Origin of the sequence: Massilia frigida (assembly GCF_011682175.1) — a bacterium.
Taxonomy (GTDB): Bacteria; Pseudomonadota; Gammaproteobacteria; order Burkholderiales; family Burkholderiaceae_D; genus Telluria_A; species Telluria_A frigida.
Genome location: NZ_WHJG01000010.1, coordinates 109,272 through 124,563, shown reverse-complemented (window position 1 = coordinate 124,563; position 15,292 = coordinate 109,272). Strand labels below are relative to the sequence as shown.

The 15,292-nt window shown below is 64.5% G+C and carries 17 protein-coding genes; 1 reads left to right on the top strand and 16 read right to left on the bottom strand.

The genetic code is table 11. The annotated features are described in order from the left end of the window. Positions 1-5 precede the first annotated feature (5 nt). The 10 genes from F2P44_RS12480 to rfbB form a co-directional block, all read right to left on the bottom strand. Entirely contained in the window at positions 6-575 is a 570-nt protein-coding gene (locus F2P44_RS12480) for a YcxB family protein (RefSeq protein ID WP_229423518.1), read from the bottom strand. 44 nt (positions 576-619) lie between these two features. Continuing rightward, complete coding sequence (waaA, locus tag F2P44_RS12475) at positions 620-1,885, bottom strand: lipid IV(A) 3-deoxy-D-manno-octulosonic acid transferase (RefSeq protein WP_167087013.1); 1,266 nt, start codon at positions 1,883-1,885, stop codon at positions 620-622. Beyond that, on the bottom strand, positions 1,885-2,865 hold the full coding sequence (gene waaC, locus F2P44_RS12470; protein WP_167087092.1) for a lipopolysaccharide heptosyltransferase I: 981 nt from the start codon (positions 2,863-2,865) through the stop codon (positions 1,885-1,887). Before waaC ends, waaA begins: the two co-directional genes overlap by 1 nt. A gap of 22 nt (positions 2,866-2,887) precedes the next feature. Next, the gene (locus F2P44_RS12465) at positions 2,888-4,282 is read right to left on the bottom strand and encodes a phosphomannomutase/phosphoglucomutase (protein WP_167087012.1); all 1,395 of its coding nucleotides are present in this window, start codon (positions 4,280-4,282) and stop codon (positions 2,888-2,890) included. Between the two features lie 200 nt (positions 4,283-4,482). Further along, positions 4,483-4,791 (bottom strand): H-NS histone family protein, encoded by a 309-nt coding sequence (locus tag F2P44_RS12460; RefSeq protein ID WP_054268487.1) that lies wholly within the window; start codon positions 4,789-4,791, stop codon positions 4,483-4,485. 82 nt (positions 4,792-4,873) lie between these two features. Further along, positions 4,874-5,968: a glycosyltransferase family 4 protein gene (locus F2P44_RS12455; RefSeq protein ID WP_167087011.1), complete on the bottom strand. Its 1,095-nt coding sequence runs from the start codon at positions 5,966-5,968 to the stop codon at positions 4,874-4,876. A gap of 219 nt (positions 5,969-6,187) precedes the next feature. After that, positions 6,188-7,078 (bottom strand): dTDP-4-dehydrorhamnose reductase, encoded by an 891-nt coding sequence (rfbD, locus tag F2P44_RS12450; protein WP_167087010.1) that lies wholly within the window; start codon positions 7,076-7,078, stop codon positions 6,188-6,190. Next, complete coding sequence (gene rfbC / locus F2P44_RS12445; RefSeq protein WP_167087009.1) at positions 7,075-7,620, bottom strand: dTDP-4-dehydrorhamnose 3,5-epimerase; 546 nt, start codon at positions 7,618-7,620, stop codon at positions 7,075-7,077. The genes rfbD and rfbC overlap by 4 nt, the downstream gene beginning before the upstream one ends. Then, positions 7,620-8,513 (bottom strand): glucose-1-phosphate thymidylyltransferase RfbA, encoded by an 894-nt coding sequence (gene rfbA / locus F2P44_RS12440; RefSeq protein ID WP_167087008.1) that lies wholly within the window; start codon positions 8,511-8,513, stop codon positions 7,620-7,622. The genes rfbC and rfbA overlap by 1 nt, the downstream gene beginning before the upstream one ends. After that, complete coding sequence (gene rfbB, locus F2P44_RS12435) at positions 8,510-9,553, bottom strand: dTDP-glucose 4,6-dehydratase (RefSeq protein WP_167087007.1); 1,044 nt, start codon at positions 9,551-9,553, stop codon at positions 8,510-8,512. The genes rfbA and rfbB overlap by 4 nt, the downstream gene beginning before the upstream one ends. 69 nt (positions 9,554-9,622) lie before the next feature. On the opposite strand from rfbB, the gene F2P44_RS12430 reads away from it, so the two are divergent. Beyond that, on the top strand, positions 9,623-10,474 hold the full coding sequence (locus tag F2P44_RS12430; RefSeq protein WP_167087006.1) for a symmetrical bis(5'-nucleosyl)-tetraphosphatase: 852 nt from the start codon (positions 9,623-9,625) through the stop codon (positions 10,472-10,474). Here F2P44_RS12430 and F2P44_RS12425 read toward each other — a convergent pair. The 6 genes from F2P44_RS12425 to F2P44_RS12400 all read right to left on the bottom strand — a co-directional run bounded on the left by F2P44_RS12425 (position 10,471) and on the right by F2P44_RS12400 (position 15,156). Continuing rightward, a complete protein-coding gene (locus F2P44_RS12425; protein WP_167087005.1) occupies positions 10,471-11,211 on the bottom strand; it encodes a lysophospholipid acyltransferase family protein in 741 nt (246 codons plus the stop codon). The two genes, F2P44_RS12430 and F2P44_RS12425, sit on opposite strands and share 4 nt — an antisense overlap. A 78-nt stretch (positions 11,212-11,289) precedes the next feature. Further along, positions 11,290-12,606, bottom strand: coding sequence for a dihydroorotase (locus tag F2P44_RS12420; RefSeq protein WP_370662682.1), 1,317 nt, complete (start codon positions 12,604-12,606; stop codon positions 11,290-11,292). Then, entirely contained in the window at positions 12,603-13,568 is a 966-nt protein-coding gene (locus F2P44_RS12415; RefSeq protein WP_099875215.1) for an aspartate carbamoyltransferase catalytic subunit, read from the bottom strand. The genes F2P44_RS12420 and F2P44_RS12415 overlap by 4 nt, the downstream gene beginning before the upstream one ends. Then, positions 13,561-14,079, bottom strand: coding sequence for a bifunctional pyr operon transcriptional regulator/uracil phosphoribosyltransferase PyrR (gene pyrR, locus F2P44_RS12410; protein WP_167087004.1), 519 nt, complete (start codon positions 14,077-14,079; stop codon positions 13,561-13,563). The genes F2P44_RS12415 and pyrR overlap by 8 nt, the downstream gene beginning before the upstream one ends. Further along, positions 14,063-14,404 carry a Holliday junction resolvase RuvX gene (gene ruvX / locus F2P44_RS12405; RefSeq protein WP_223165028.1) on the bottom strand — a complete coding sequence of 114 codons (342 nt, stop codon included), beginning with the start codon at positions 14,402-14,404 and terminating at the stop codon, positions 14,063-14,065. The genes pyrR and ruvX overlap by 17 nt, the downstream gene beginning before the upstream one ends. Before the next feature lie 89 nt (positions 14,405-14,493). Continuing rightward, a complete protein-coding gene (locus F2P44_RS12400) occupies positions 14,494-15,156 on the bottom strand; it encodes a YqgE/AlgH family protein (RefSeq protein WP_167087003.1) in 663 nt (220 codons plus the stop codon). Between the last annotated feature and the right edge of the window lie 136 nt (positions 15,157-15,292).

Here is a 15,292-nt window from a genome sequence, read left to right as displayed (position 1 = left end):
CGCTCTCAGAGCCGCGTGGCGGCCCGCAGCGACTCGCTGAAGCGGACCATGCTCTCGCCCTGCGCGGCGTTCAGGCAGCGGAACGGTACCGGCAGGGTGCCGCGCTTGAGAACCATCATGAAGCCGCGCGAATAGCGCCGGATCGAATACACATCGCCCCACGGTACCAGGGTCACGCCACTGCGGCTGGCGCGCACGATGCCATGCGTGTCGATCGTGAATTCATAGGTATTCCGGGAACGCCCCTGCGTGACGAAATGCAAGGCCGCGGACCAGGTACTCTTGGTTTGCATCCAATACGTAGCAAGAGTACCAATGCGGCGGCGGCGGATGATATATCCGGCATGCTGCCACATGAAACTGACATATTCCGGCAGCGCATAGCGCACCGAAAACTGCACCGTCTCAGGTGCGGCCGCCGGCACCAGGCCCGGTCCGAGCACCGGCAGCGGCAGCGGCAGCGGCATCATCGGCGCGTCAATGGTGACGCGGTTTGCTGAATCGAGCCGTTCGCGTTGAACCAGCACAGCGACGGGTTTGCGGCTGCCCACCGGCTTTGGATGAATGAACCACATGCGTTTCCCCAGTTTTATTTGTTGTGGTCACATGTTACCAAAGCCTAATAAATCAATCGTCGCAATAAACCAACTGTGCGCGCGGTCGCGCCACGGTGCCGTTGCGCGTACGCGGCGGCCTGCGCACCCATGGCGGCACGCGCGGCGGGGTCGGCGAGCAGGCGCGCCGCTTCGCTGAGCAGCACGGTGGCATCGGGCACGCGAATCGCGCCGCCGGCGGCGATGGCGTCTTCTGTGGCCAGCGCAAAATTGAAGGTGTGCGGGCCGACCAGCACCGGTTTGCCCAGGGCGCACGGCTCGATCAGGTTTTGCCCGCCCAGCGGCAGCAGGCTGCCGCCCACGAAGGCCACGTCGCATGCGGCGTAGTAGGCGAACATTTCGCCCATCGAGTCGCCCAGCAGTACCTGCGCGTCGAGGTCCTCCTGCCCGATGGCCGAGCGGCGCCGCAGCGAAAAGCCGCGTTCCCTGACCAGCGCCGCCACGTCATCGAAACGCTGCGGGTGGCGCGGCACGATCATCAGGAGCGGCGCCGGGCCGGCCGCCAGCGTCATTTTCCTGAACGCGTCGAGGATCAGGGCTTCCTCGCCGTCGCGCGTGCTGGCGCACAGCAGCGCCGGGCGCGCGCCGATGTTCGCGCGCAGCCAGGCGCCCGTCTCCAGGGCCGCATCGGGCACCACCACGTCGAACTTGATGCTGCCGGTGACTTCCACGTTCGGGGCGCCGAAAGAGCGCAGGCGCGCCGCGTCAGCCTCGGTCTGGGCCGCCACCAGGGCGATGCCACGGCCGGCATCGGTCATCAGCTTGCCGAAGCGCTGGCCGCGCCGCAGCGAGCGTTCCGACAGGCGCGCATTGACCAGCGCGACCGGAATGCGCTCGCCGCAGGCGGCGATCAGGTTGGGCCAGACTTCGGTCTCCATCAGGATGCAGATGCGCGGCGTGAACTGGCGGATGAAGCGGTTCACCATGCCCACCGTGTCGTACGGCAGATAGGCCTGGACCAGGCGCTCGCCATGCTTGGAAAACAGCGCCTTGCCGGTGGCGCGCCCGGTGGGGGTCATATGGGTCAGTACGATACGGCTGTCGGGATACGCCTCGGCCAGCGCGTCGATCAGCGGTTCGGCGGCGCGCGTTTCGCCGACCGACACCGCATGCACCCAGATCGTGTGCCAGCCGGCCACGCGGCCGCCGTAGAAGCCGAGCCGCTCGCGCCAGTGCTGGCGGTAGCCCGGTTCCTTGAAGCCGCGCCACCACAGGCGCCCCAGCACCAGCGGCAAGGCCAGGTACCACATGACGCTGTAGAAGGTGCGCATCAGGCCGCGCCCCGCAGCTGCTTCACGGCGGCCAGTACCTCGGCCACTGCGGGCGGTGCGCCCTGGTCGCCCAGGTTGATGATATGCGGCGACCAGTTGCCTTCGGTTTTCCACTTGGGCGAGTCGCAATAAATCTCGATCACGGGGCGCATGAAGGCGGCGGCGATGTGGGTCAGGCCGGTGTCCACGCCGATCGCCAGCGCCGCGTTGCGCGCCAGGCTGACCGCTTCATCCATCGACAGCTTGGGCAGCACGGTGGCATTCGGCAGGCTGGCCGCCAAGGTCTCGGCTTCGGCTTTCTCGACGGGCGAACCCCAGGCCAGCAGCACCGGCATGGGCGCGAGCGCACGTCCGGTGGCGATCCAGTTCTCGGGCGCCCATTTCTTGGCGTTGCGCGCGGTCCCGTGGAAGAACACCGCGTAATCCCCGGCCGGCATCCATGCCGGGCGCTTGGCGTGTTCCGGTCCCGGCAAGCCGAAGTCGGGCTGGGTGTCGAGCGCGTAGCCGAGCGCCGCGCCTGCCACCAGGCGTCCGCGCGCCACCGCGTGCGTGCGCGGATCGGTGGGAATGCTGTGCGTGTGGAAGATGCGCGAAATGCCTTCGTAGCCGGAGCCTTCGCTGCCGTTGGCCAGGCCGACCTTGCGCCCGCCCTTGATCACGCGCGCGGCGCCCATGATGATGCCGGTCTTGAGCAAGCCCTGGGTATCGAACACGTAGTCGTACTGTTCTTCGCGCACGGCCTTGAAGAAGCCGCGGATCTCGGCGCGCGTTTCCTTCTTGCCGAGGCTCTTGCGCCAGCGCCGCAAGGCGAACGGGATGATGCGGCGCACGTGCGGGTTCAGGCGCACCAGGCTGACATAGCCCTCCTCCACCACCCAGTCGATATTGGCGTCGGGATGGTGGCGCAGGATATCGGCCACCATCGGCAGGTTGTGCAGCACGTCGCCCAGGGACGACACGCGCACCAGCAGGATGTTCAGGCGCGCCAAGCGGGGCTCGCGCTCAGAACGGCAGTTCGGCGTCGGGCCGCACGGCCACGATCACGCGCCGGAATTCGCTCTGGATGCGGCGCAGCGCTTCCGGCGTTTCCGCTTCAAAGCGCATCACCACCACCGGCGTGGTGTTGGACGAACGCGCCAGGCCAAAGCCATCCGGATATTCAACGCGCAAGCCGTCGATGTCGATGATGCGCTCGGAGCCGGGGAAAGTCGCTTCATTGCGCAGGCGCTCGATCAGGGCCACGTTCTCGCCTTCGGCCAGGTGCAGGTGCAGTTCGGGCGTGCTGTCGGACTGCGGCAGCGCGTTCATCATGGCCGACGGATCGCTCTCCCTGGTGAGCAGTTCCAACAGGCGCGCGCCGGAATACAGGCCGTCGTCAAAACCATACCAGCGGTCCTTGAAGAAGATATGGCCGCTCATTTCGCCGCCCAGCGGGGCGCCGGTTTCGCGCAGCTTGGCCTTGACCAGCGAGTGGCCGGTCTTCCACATCAGGGGACGGCCGCCATGCTTGCTGATCCACGGCGCCAGGTGGCGCGTGCATTTGACGTCGTACAAAATCTCGGCGCCCGGATTGCGCGACAGGACATCGGCCGCGAACAGCATCATCTGGCGGTCCGGATAGATGATCTGACCATCCTTGGTGACCACGCCCAGGCGGTCGCCGTCGCCGTCGAAGGCGATACCGATTTCGGCATCGGTCTCTTGCAGGCAGCGGATCAGGTCTTGCAGGTTTTCCGGATGGGCCGGATCGGGATGGTGGTTCGGGAAGGTGCCGTCCACTTCGCAGAACAGTTCGATCACTTCGCAGCCCATGCCGCGATACAGGTCGCCGGCAAAGGCGCCGGCCACGCCATTGCCGCAGTCGACCGCGATTTTCATCGGGCGCGCCAGCTTGACGTCGCCGATGATGCGCTCCAGGTAAGCGGCGCGGATATCGTGGGTGCTGTAGGCGCCCGGCGTTGGAGCGGCGCTGCCGTCATGGGCGGCGATGCTGTCGGTTATGCTGTGAAACAGCGCCTGGATGGTTTCGCCGTGAATCGCTTCGCCGGCCAGCACCATCTTGAAACCGTTGTAGTTGGGCGGATTGTGGCTGCCCGTGACCATGATGCCCGAGGCCGCGCCCAGCACATTGGTGCCGAAATAGACCATCGGGGTTGCCACCACGCCCAGGTCGATCACATCGACGCCGGCCGCTTGCAAGCCTTGCGCCAGCGCTGCCGTCAGTTCCGGGCCGGACAGGCGGCCATCGCGGCCGATCACGACGGTGCGCTCGCCCTTGGCCAGCGCGGCCGTGCCGAACGCCTGGCCGATCTGGCGCGCGATGCCGGCGTCGAGCGTGCTGCCGATGACCCCGCGAATGTCGTAGGCTTTGAAGATCGTCTTGGAAAGTGGAAGCATGGGATAGAAACCTTAGGAGAGTCGCGGCGCGGCAGGATGCTGGCGTGCGCCATGCAGGAACAGGCGGTACCGGGCTTGCAAACAGTGCGTCGAGATGAATGTGGGGGAAAGCGGTTAAAAGAACGTGGTTGATATTGTAGCGGCAAGCGGGGCTGTTGGGAATTGCCGGCCCGCAGATCTTGCCGCTACATGGAAAACGACTAGACGCGCAGCTTGTCGATGTCTTTGCCGCCTTCGACCCATTCCTTGACCCATTTCGGCTGGCGGCCACGGCCGGTCCATTGTTGGGCTGCATTGTCCGGATGACGATAACGCACGGCCACGCTGCCGGTCTTGGCGCGGATGCCGGTGCCAATCAGGTCCTTTAGTGGCACACCAACGCTCTGTGCAATTGCCAGGATCTGTTCGCGCGCCTTGGCGACTTCCTGGTGCTCGCGCTTCTTCATTTCTTGCTTGATTTGATCCTGCAGGTTGCGCAGGTCACCAACGGACATATTTGACAGATCCATCATCGTTCCTTCAAAGTGGGGTTGAAACAAATTAAGTGAAATCTCACCAATTGTCGCAATATACTACATCCGTGTATTAATGCTAGCCCTTCTTGCGAAGAATCAGCCAGCGGGGTGACTTAAATCGAACAATACGCGCATACAGCCACACATAACTGACGACGAACAATAAACAGAAAAAAATCAATACGCCTGTGTCTTTCCAGAACACCGTGGCCGGGATTACCGCCATCAGCGAAAACATCCACAGGTAGGGCGATGTTAGCGAATTGCGGCGCATCAGGGCGCGCGCTTCTTTGCGTCCGACCGCCCATTGCACGATGCGCCGGAAAATCAGGCTGTGCAGGTGAATTCCATCGGGCATCGCGGGGGATTTGCCGCGCAAGAACATGCGGCGATAGGCGGAGAAAATCGTTTCAAACGCCGGATATATCAGCAGCAAAGCCGCATACCAGGTCGACACGTCGGGGTTGCGCATTACCAGCAGCAGCGCCAGCTCGCCCAGCATGAAGCCGATAAAATACGCGCCGCCGTCGCCCAGGAATATCAGGCCGACCGGGTAATTCCAGATCAGGAAGCCGGCCGTGGCGCCCGCCACCATCAGCGCCGCCACCAGCACGAACACATCGCCCACCTGCCACGCCACATAACCGAGCGAGATCAGCATACAAATGGTTACCACGCTGGCCAGGCCATTAAAGCCGTCGATGATATTAATCGCATTGGCGATCCCGGCCACCGCCAGCACGGTCAGCGGCACCGCCACCCAGATATACATGATGCGCCACGAACTGAAGGGAAAGTCAATGCGGTCGAGTTTGGCGTCGAGCAAGAAATAACCGAGCAAGGCGGCCGCCATCGTCAATACCAGGCGGCGCAGCGCGCTGACATTGCCGGTATAGTCTTCCACGATGCCGCCGACAAATGCCACGCCCGCGCACAGCATCAGCGACATCAGCCAGCCCGCCATGGCCGGCACGCGCCAGATCGAAATGAGCGCACTGATGACGACCGCCATGAAAATCGGCAGCCCGCCAATGCGCGCCACGGTATGCGAGTGGACTTTTTGCACGCCGAAAAAATCGGCATCGAGCGCGGGACCATGCAGCCTGGCCTGCTTGATCACAAGCAGGGTCAGCAAGGCGGAAGCGACGAAACTCACGAGAAATGAAAACATTATTATTTATATATGCAAAAACGCGGGCAGGCTCGTGCCCTACCCGGCGGACCAACGCATGCGGTGAGTGTTGCCGTCGCCATGATCTGGTGTGAAGGTAATCCGTGATTGTACCGGATTACCCGCCCCTTAATTACGCCTGGATGGGGGCTGGCGGCCGACGATGCGCAGGTTTTATGCAAAAAAGAGCGCTATCGGCGCCTGTTGCGGCACTTTTGCTCACTCCGGGCCGACGGCGCCGCTCGCGCTTGCCCCGGCCAGGCAGTCGGCCAGGGCCGCGCGCCAGTGCGGCAGGGGGCCGCACAAGGCCATCAACCTGGCGCAATTCAAGCGCGAATTGGCGGGCCGGGGCGCGCTGGCGCCATACTCGGCGGCGCTGATCGGGATCACCTCGCAGGCCGTTCCGGTCGCGGCGAAAATCGCCTCGGCAAAGCCGGCCCAGCTGGTCTGGCCCTGGCTGCCGAGGTGGTACAGGCCGCCGTGGCGCTGCCACCAGGGCGCGCCACCCGCCAGCGCCAGTCCCAGCAGTTGCGCGCTGGTGTCGGCCACCGTGCGGCTCCAGGTGGGCGCGCCGTGCTGGTCGGCGACGATGCGCAACTGCGGTCGTTCGCGCGCCAGGCGCAGCATGGTCAGCAGAAAATTATTGCCGTGCATGCCATATAGCCAGCTGGTGCGCAAAATCAGGTGCGGAATGCCGGCGGCGGCAATCGCCTGCTCGCCGGCAAGCTTGCTCTGGCCATAGACATTCAGCGGCGCCGGCGTATCGGTCTCGACGTAAGGGGCCGCGCTGCTGCCGTCGAACACATAATCGGTGGAATAATGCAGCAGCGCTGCCCCCAGCGCGCGGGCTTCCTGCGCCATCAGGGCGGGCGCGTCGGCGTTGATGCGCATCGCCAGCGCGCCCTCGCCTTCGGCCCGGTCCACGGCCGTGTAGGCGGCCGCATTGACGATCAGATTGGGCCGCGCGGCGCGCAGCACGGCGCGCAGCTGGTCGAGGTCGGCCAGGTCGCACTGCGCGTGCCCGGGCGCGACCAGTTCGCCCAGCGGGCGCAGGCTGCGCGCCAGTTCATGCCCGACCTGCCCGCTAGCACCGGTGAGTAAAATCTTCACGGAAACACGTCGGACTGGGACAGCGGCGCACCCTTGCTATCCTTGCCCGATAGCATGGGCAGTCCGCGCAAGGGCCACTCGATACCGATATCGGGATCGTTCCACAAAATCACCCGCTCCAGCTCGGGCGCCCAGTAATCGGTGGTTTTGTACTGGACTTCGGCGCTCTCGCTGGTGACCATGAAGCCGTGCGCGAAACCGGGCGGAATCCACAGCTGACGCTGGTTTTCGGCCGATAAATCGAGCCCGATCCAGCGCCCGAAAAAGGCCGATGATTTGCGCAGATCGACCACCACGTCATAGATCGAACCGGCGCTGGCGCGCACCAGTTTGCCTTGCGGCTGGCTGATCTGATAATGCAGGCCGCGCAAGACATTCCTGGCCGATTTGGAATGGTTATCCTGGACAAAATGGACGGCAACGCCGGTCAGTTGCTCGAACTTGCGCTCGTTGAAACTCTCGAAGAAAAAGCCCCGGTCGTCGCCGAACACGCGCGGCTCCAGGATCAGCACTTCGGGCATGGCGGTGGGTGTGACTTTCATCAGAAAATCCTATCATTTAAGACGTGCAGCAAATACTGCCCGTAAGCATTATCTTTTATCGGCCGGGCCAGCGCTTCCAGGTCGGCGGCGCTGATAAAACCCTTGCGGTAAGCGATTTCTTCGGGGACCGCGACTTTCAAACCCTGCCGCTTCTCGATTGTGGCAATAAATTGCGAGGCGTCCAATAGCGATTCGTGGGTACCGGTATCGAGCCAGGCCAGTCCGCGCCCCATCACTTCCACCCGCAATTGCCCGCTGGCCAGATAGGCGCGGTTAACATCGGTAATCTCCAGCTCGCCGCGTGCCGACGGCCGGATCGCGGCGGCGATGTCGCACACCTGCCTGTCGTAAAAATACAGGCCGGTCACCGCGTAATGCGATTTCGGCAGCAGCGGCTTTTCTTCGATCGACAGCGCATTCTGGTGCTGGTCGAATTCCACCACCCCGTAGCGTTCCGGATCGTGCACGTGATACGCGAATACCGTGGCGCCATCGGTGCGCGCATTGGCCATATTCAATTTATGATCAAGTCCATGGCCGTAATAAATGTTGTCGCCCAAAATCAGCGCTGAAGGTTGCGCGCCGACAAAATCTCGCCCGATAACGAAGGCTTGCGCCAGGCCATCGGGCGACGCCTGCACCGCGTAGCGCAGGTTAATGCCCCAGGCGCTGCCGTCGCCCAGCAGCGCGTGAAAACGCGGCGTATCCTGCGGCGTCGAAATGACCAGGATATCGCGTATCCCGGCCAGCATCAGGGTCGTGAGCGGATAATAAATCATCGGCTTGTCGTACACCGGCAGCAACTGCTTGGAGACGCTGGTGGTAACCGGATACAGGCGCGATCCGGAGCCACCCGCCAGGATAATGCCCTTGCGCGCCACTGGCGCCGTCATGCCGCCGCTCCCGCGTGACGATAAGCGCCCGAGGCGATATCGGCCGCCCATGCGCGGTGCTCCAGGTACCAGCGCACGGTATTGGCGATACCGCTGCCGAAACTCTCGGCCGGGCTCCAGCCCAATTCGCGTTGCAGCTTGCCGCTATCGACGGCATAACGCCGGTCGTGGCCCGCACGGTCCGCCACATGCGCGATCTGGCTGCGATAACTGGCCGCGCGCGGGGCCGCGCCGTCCAGCAGATCGCACAGGGTGTGGATCACATCGATATTCTTCATTTCATTGCAGCCGCCGACGTTATACACCTGGCCCGGCCGCCCGGACTCCAGAATGCGGCGCAGCGCCGCGCAGTGGTCGCCCACATACAGCCAGTCGCGCACCTGCTGCCCGTCGCCGTACAGCGGCAGCGGCTTTCCGGCCAGCGCATTGGCGATCATCAGGGGAATCAGCTTTTCGGGGAACTGGTAGGGACCATAGTTGTTCGAGCAATTGCTGGTCAGGGTCGGCAAGCCGTAGGTGTGATGGCAGGCCCGCACCAGATGGTCCGACGCCGCCTTGGAGGCCGCATACGGGCTGTTGGGCGCATACGCGGTGTGCTCGGTAAACGCCGGATCGGCCGGACCGAGCGTGCCATACACTTCATCGGTCGACACGTGCAGGAAGCGAAACGCGCTTTTCGGCGCGCTTGCCAGGTCCTGCCAATACGCGCGCGCCGCTTCGAGCAGCGCGAAGGTGCCGTTGATATTGGTGGCGATGAAGTCGCCCGGGGCGTCGATCGAGCGGTCCACATGGCTCTCGGCGGCGAAATGGAGCAGCGCGCGCGGCCGATGCCGCGCCAGCAGCTGCGCCACCAGCGCGCGGTTGCCGATATCGCCCTGCACGAACAGGTGGCGCGGGTCGTCCTTGAGCCGCGCGAGATTATTCAGATTGCCTGCATACGTCAGCTTATCCAGATTCAATACCGGCTCGTCGGCGAGCGCGAGCCAGTCGAGGATGAAATTGGATCCGATAAAACCGGCACCACCGGTTACAAAAATCATTTAGTATCCGCGCAGGTCGGAAATTTGAAACCACGATTTTATGTGAAACCCGCCAGTACTGGAATTTAATTGTTAAGAACTTACGTAATTGGCGACCTGCAAGGGTGCGCCCACGAAGCCGCCGTCCTGCTCAAGCGCATCGATGACGATGCTGCGGGACAGGCGCGCGTGCTGTTCGTGGGTGACCTGATCAACCGCGGCCCGGCCTCGCTGGACGCCTTGCGCCAGGTGGCGGCGCGCGCGCGCGCCAGCGGCGGCACCAGTGACGCCCTGCTCGGCAACCACGACCTGCACCTGCTGGCCGTGGCCGTGGGCGCGCAAAAGATGTCGAAATCCGACACCTTGGACGCCATCCTCGGCGCGCCCGACCGCGATCAATTGATCGACTGGCTGCGCCATCGCCCGCTGGCCATGATCGCCAAAGGCCACCTGCTGGTGCATGCCGGCGTGGCGCCCCAGTGGGATGCGGCGCAAACCATGGCGCTGGCGGCGGAAGTCGAGACGGTGCTGCGCGGGCCGGGCTGGATCGATTTTTTGCGCGCCATGTACGGCAACGAGCCGGCGCGCTGGGACGATGCGCTCACCGGCATCGCGCGCCTGCGCTGCATCGTCAACGCGCTCACGCGCATGCGTCTGTGCGCGCCCGACGGCAGCATGGATTTCAAGGAAAAGGAAAGCGCGGGCGCGCCGCCCGGATCGAATCTGCTGCCCTGGTTCGACCTGCCCGGCCGCCGGAGCCTAGGCACCACCGTGGTGTTCGGCCACTGGTCGGCCCTCGGCCTGCTGCTGCGCCCCGACGTTATCGGCCTCGATAGCGGCTGCGTGTGGGGCGGCAAACTGACGGCCCTGTGCCTGGACGACCGCAGCCTGCTGCAGGTCGACTGCCCCGAGTACAGGGAACCCGGCAAGCAGAAGCCCTAGACGGCCTGCTGGCCCAGCGCCGCGCCCACGGCCACTTGGGCGGCGGCGCACAGGTCGCGCCGGTGCGCGCCGGCGCCATCCATCGCTTCCAGGCATATCAGGCGCGCAGTGACCGGCGGGCCGGAGAGAATCGCCACCATGCTATCGGCGAAGGTCATCTCGCCGATGAATTCAATCGATGGATGCGGCGCGCCGCTGGCATCCACATAGCTCACCGCGTACGGCTGCACCATCACTTTGGCATCCACCGCCGCCTCGAACAGATTGGCATGGAAGGGCAGCAGGGTGCCCTGCGGGGCCGTGGTCCCTTCCGGAAAAAAGGCGACGCGCTCGCCCTGCTCCAGCTTGAGCACCAGGCCCTTGAATATCTGGCGCAGGTCGCGCCGGTTGCCGCGCGCGAGAAACACCGTGCCGCCCTTGTCGGCCAGCCAGCCCAGCACCGGCCACTCGCGGATTTCCGACTTGGCCACGAAGCGGCACGGGTACAGCGCATTGATCACGAAGATATCGAGCCACGAGACGTGGTTGGCCACCACCATCGCGTGCGCCAGCGCCGGCACGCCGGTCGATGGCGTCACCGTCACGCCGCAGATGCCCACCAGACGCCGTGACCAGCTCTGGGTCACGCGGTCACGCAGCCGGTGGCTGGCCCACGGGAACACGAATGCGCACGCGGACAGGCCGGTCACCAGATGGAAAAACACGCGGCACAGCCGGAAATAGAGCTTGATCTTCACATGACACCAAAGGAACGGGAATGCCGGGCGCGCGGACGGCGCCCGGTTTGCCTGCGGCGTCGCGCGCCGCCGGTCATCTTAACGCTGGAACGCGATGCGTCCGCCCACGATGGTCGCCTTCACCTGCCCGGCCAGTTCATAGCCGAGGAAAGGCGTGTGCTTGCCCTGGCTGGCCAGCGCTGACGCTTCGACCGTCCAGCGCGCGGCCGGATCGAACACCACCACGTCGGCGCAAGCGCCCGGCGCCAGCTGGCCCACCGCCAGGCCGGCAATGCGCGCCGCGTCGGCCGTGATCTTGGCGATGGCGCGCGCCAGCGGGGAGCTTGACCCGCCCGCTCCATGCTGCACGCTGGCATAATCGTCGGCCCACTTGATGGCCAGCGACAGCAGCAGTTCCAGCCCGGTGGCGCCGGGAGAGGCTTCGCCGAACGGCAGCAGCTTCTCGTCGTCGTCGACCGGGGTGTGGTCGGAGCAGATCGCGTCGATGGTGCCGTCGTACAGGGCGGCGCGGATCGCATCGCGGTCGCGCTGGCTGCGGAACGGCGGCGTGACGCGCGCGTTGGAATCGAAAAAGCCGATGTCGGCGTCGGTCATGTGCACATGGTGCACCGCCACGTCGCAGGTGACCGGCAAGCCTTCCTTCTTGGCCGCCCGCACCAGGTCAAGGCCCGCGCTTGAGGACATGCGGCACAGGTGCACGCGCGCGCCGGTGGCGCGCACCAGTTCGAACACGGTGTGCAGCGCGATCGTCTCGGACATGACCGGCACCCCGGCCAGGCCAAGGCGCGAGGCCAGCGGCCCGCTGTGGGCGATGCCGCCGCGCCCGATGTGCGCATCCTGCGGACGCACCCACACGGTAAAGCCGAAGGTTTTCGCGTACTGCAGGGCGCGCAGCAGCACCGTGGTGTCTTCGATGACTTCCTCGGCCTGCGAAAAGCCGATACAACCCGCTTCCGTCAGCTCCACCATTTCGGTCAGGGCCTTGCCCTTCAGGCCCATGGTCAGCGCGCCCAATGGGTGCACGTGCGCCTGCTGCAATTTGCCGGCACGGTACTTGAGCATTTCGACCAGGCCCGGCTCGTCCAGCACCGGATCGGTATCGGGCGGGCAAATCAGGCTGGTCACGCCGCCCTGCATCGCCGCCTGCATCTCGGACTTGAGGGTGGCCTTGTATTCGTAGCCCGGCTCGCGCAGGCGCGCCGACAGGTCGACCAGGCCGGGAGCGACCACCAGGCCGGTGGCGTCGATGCTGTTGCCGGCCTTGAAGCCGGCCGGCGCCGTGCCGGTCGATGCCACTTTGCCGTCGACGATAAACAGGTCGGTGACCGTGTCGATGCCGTTGGCCGGGTCGATCAGGCGCCCGTTCTTGATATGAAGATGGTTGTTCACGTTCACCCTTGCGCTCCTGCCAGAATACTCATTACCGCCATCCGTACCGCGATCCCGAACGTCACCTGCGGCAAAATCACCGCCTGCGCGCCATCGGCCACCGCCGAATCGATTTCCACGCCCCGGTTCATCGGACCCGGATGCATGACGATCGCATCGGGTTTGGCCAGTGCCAGGCGCTCCGGCGTCAGGCCGTAGCTCTTGAAATACTCCTGCGCCGACGGCAGCAGCGCGCCGCTCATGCGCTCGTTCTGCAAGCGCAGCATGATGATCACGTCGACGTCTTTCAGGCCCTCGTCCATGTTGGTAAACACGCGCACGCCCATCTGTTCCAGCCCGCCCGGCAGCAGCGTGTGCGGGCCGATGGCGCGCACTTCCGGCACGCCCAGGGTGGTCAGCGCGTGGATGTCGGAACGCGCCACGCGGCTGTGCAGGATGTCGCCAACAATCGCCACGCGCAGATTGGTGAAGTCTTTCTTGTAGTGGCGGATCGTGTACATGTCGAGCAGGCCCTGGGTCGGGTGCGCGTGGCGGCCATCGCCCGCGTTGACCACGTGGACGTGCGACTGCTTCGTGTCGATCAGGTGCTTGGCGATCAGGTAGGGCGCGCCCGACTGCGCGTGGCGCACCACGAACATATCGGCGTGCATGGCCGACAGGTTGTCGATGGTGTCGAGCAGCGACTCGCCCTTGCTGGCCGACGACGCCTGGATATTCAGGTTGATCACGTCGGCCGACAGGCGCTTGGAGGCGATCTCGAAGGTGGTGCGGGTGCGCGTGGAGTTCTCGAAGAACAGGTTGAACACGCTCTTGCCGCGCATGAGCGGCACCTTCTTGACTTCACGGTCGGAGATGCCGACAAAGCTCGACGCCGTGTCGAGGATATGGTTGACGATCGATTTTGGCAGCCCTTCGATGCTTAACAGGTGCTGCAGTTCGCCATTTTTATTCAGTTGCGGATTAAGCATGGTCTTCTTCTATGGTGAGCGAAAATTGCCCGTCGCCGGCACGCGCCAGCGCAAGCGACTGATTGGCTTCCAGCGCGACCGAGGTGGCGACGAAATCGGCCGCCACCGGCAGTTCGCGCCCGCCGCGGTCGGCCAGTGCCGCCAGCATGATGCGCGCCGGACGGCCATAGTCGAACAGCACATTGATCGCCGCGCGCGTGGTGCGCCCCGTGTACAGCACATCGTCCACCAGCACGATGGTGGCGCGGTCCACGTTGAACAGGATGTGCGTGGGTTTCACGTCCGGATGCAGGCCTTTTTTGGCAAAGTCGTCGCGATAGAACGAGACGTCGATGAAGCCCAGGCGCTCCTTGAGGCCCAGGTCCGCCGCGAGGCGTTCGGCCAGCCAGGCGCCGCCCGAGTGAATGCCGATGATCGCCGCGTCCTGCGCCCCGCGCAGGCCGTCACGCACCTGGCCGAGCAGCGTCTGGTACAGCGCCTCGGCGTCGAACTGCTTAGTTGTTGTTGGCATGGTCGTCAAAGTATTGTTGCAAAATGATGGAGGCGGCTTGGTCGTCGATGATCTGGCCGCGTTTGGCGTGGATCACGGCCGACGAATAGCGTTCGTCGACCAGCGTGACCGGCAGGTTGAAGCGCCCGTGCAGCTGGTTGGCGAAGCGGCGGCAGCGCAGCGTCATGTCGTGTTCCGTGCCGTCCGGGTGGCGCGGTTCGCCGACCACTAGGCGGGCCGGGGCCCAGGCGGCGATCAGCTCGCCGATCTGCTCGAAGCGCGCCGCGTTGTCGATGGCGTTGACCACCGCGAGCGGCTGCGCCTGGCCGGTCAGGGTGTTCCCCATGGCGATCCCAATACGCTTGATGCCGAAATCGAAGCCGAGTACCAGTTCAATCACCGCTTCAGCCACGCGCGCGGTTCCCGCTGTGATGGTCAAGCATGGCCGGCCTCGGAGGCGAGCATCAGCGGGTCGATGCCAAGCAGTTTGATGGCGGCGTTGTAGCGCTCTTCGATCGGCAGGTCGAACAGCACGTGCGCGTCGGCAGCCACCGTCAGCCAGCCATTGCGGCCGATTTCATCTTCCAGCTGGCCGGGGCTCCAGCCGGCATAGCCGATCGACACCAGCAGGCGCCGCGGCCCCTCGCCCTTGGCCACCGCTTCGAGCACGTCGATCGAGGTGGTGAAGGCCACGTCCTCGGTCACCGTCAGCGACGAGGAATAGCGTGCGCCGGGCGTGTGCAGCACGAAGCCGCGGTCATCCTGCACCGGGCCGCCGAACATGATCGGCTCATTGACGACGGCCGTGCGCAGGCCGTCGGCCAGTTTCAGGTCGATGCGCTCGAACAGCACTTCCATGGTCATGTCGGTCGGCTTGTTGATGACGACACCAAGCACGCCTTTGTCATTGTGCTCGCAGATGTAGACGACAGTGCCGCCGAAAATCGGGTCCTGCATCGATGGCATCGCTATCAGGAAATGATTTGCCAGGTTCAAGGTGGACGCCGATGCCAGGGCGCTGCGCTCGTCGAGACGAACCTCGTCGTCCTGCGACATGCCGGGCACGGGCAGAGTTTTGCCGATTTTGCTTTTCTTCATATGCGTCACTCTCTCTGCTCGCTCTCTGATGTTTACTGCTAGTATCCGGGCCGGCAAACGATGGAATTTTCGATAGTTTACACTGATTTGCGGCCGCCACCCACCGGAAGCGCCATCGCGCGCGCAGCTAACTGCG

Coding starts and splice junctions, on each gene's coding strand:
- F2P44_RS12480 (WP_229423518.1), bottom strand. CDS start 575: ATGTGGTTCATTCATCCAAAGCCGGTGGGCAGCCGCAAACCCGTCGCT.
- waaA (WP_167087013.1), bottom strand. CDS start 1,885: ATGCGCACCTTCTACAGCGTCATGTGGTACCTGGCCTTGCCGCTGGTG.
- F2P44_RS12465 (WP_167087012.1), bottom strand. CDS start 4,282: ATGCTTCCACTTTCCAAGACGATCTTCAAAGCCTACGACATTCGCGGG.
- F2P44_RS12460 (WP_054268487.1), bottom strand. CDS start 4,791: ATGGATCTGTCAAATATGTCCGTTGGTGACCTGCGCAACCTGCAGGAT.
- F2P44_RS12455 (WP_167087011.1), bottom strand. CDS start 5,968: ATGTTTTCATTTCTCGTGAGTTTCGTCGCTTCCGCCTTGCTGACCCTG.
- rfbC (WP_167087009.1), bottom strand. CDS start 7,620: ATGAAAGTCACACCCACCGCCATGCCCGAAGTGCTGATCCTGGAGCCG.
- rfbA (WP_167087008.1), bottom strand. CDS start 8,513: ATGACGGCGCCAGTGGCGCGCAAGGGCATTATCCTGGCGGGTGGCTCC.
- rfbB (WP_167087007.1), bottom strand. CDS start 9,553: ATGATTTTTGTAACCGGTGGTGCCGGTTTTATCGGATCCAATTTCATC.
- F2P44_RS12415 (WP_099875215.1), bottom strand. CDS start 13,568: ATGCTTAATCCGCAACTGAATAAAAATGGCGAACTGCAGCACCTGTTA.
- pyrR (WP_167087004.1), bottom strand. CDS start 14,079: ATGCCAACAACAACTAAGCAGTTCGACGCCGAGGCGCTGTACCAGACG.
- ruvX (WP_223165028.1), bottom strand. CDS start 14,404: ATGGGGAACACCCTGACCGGCCAGGCGCAGCCGCTCGCGGTGGTCAAC.
- F2P44_RS12400 (WP_167087003.1), bottom strand. CDS start 15,156: ATGAAGAAAAGCAAAATCGGCAAAACTCTGCCCGTGCCCGGCATGTCG.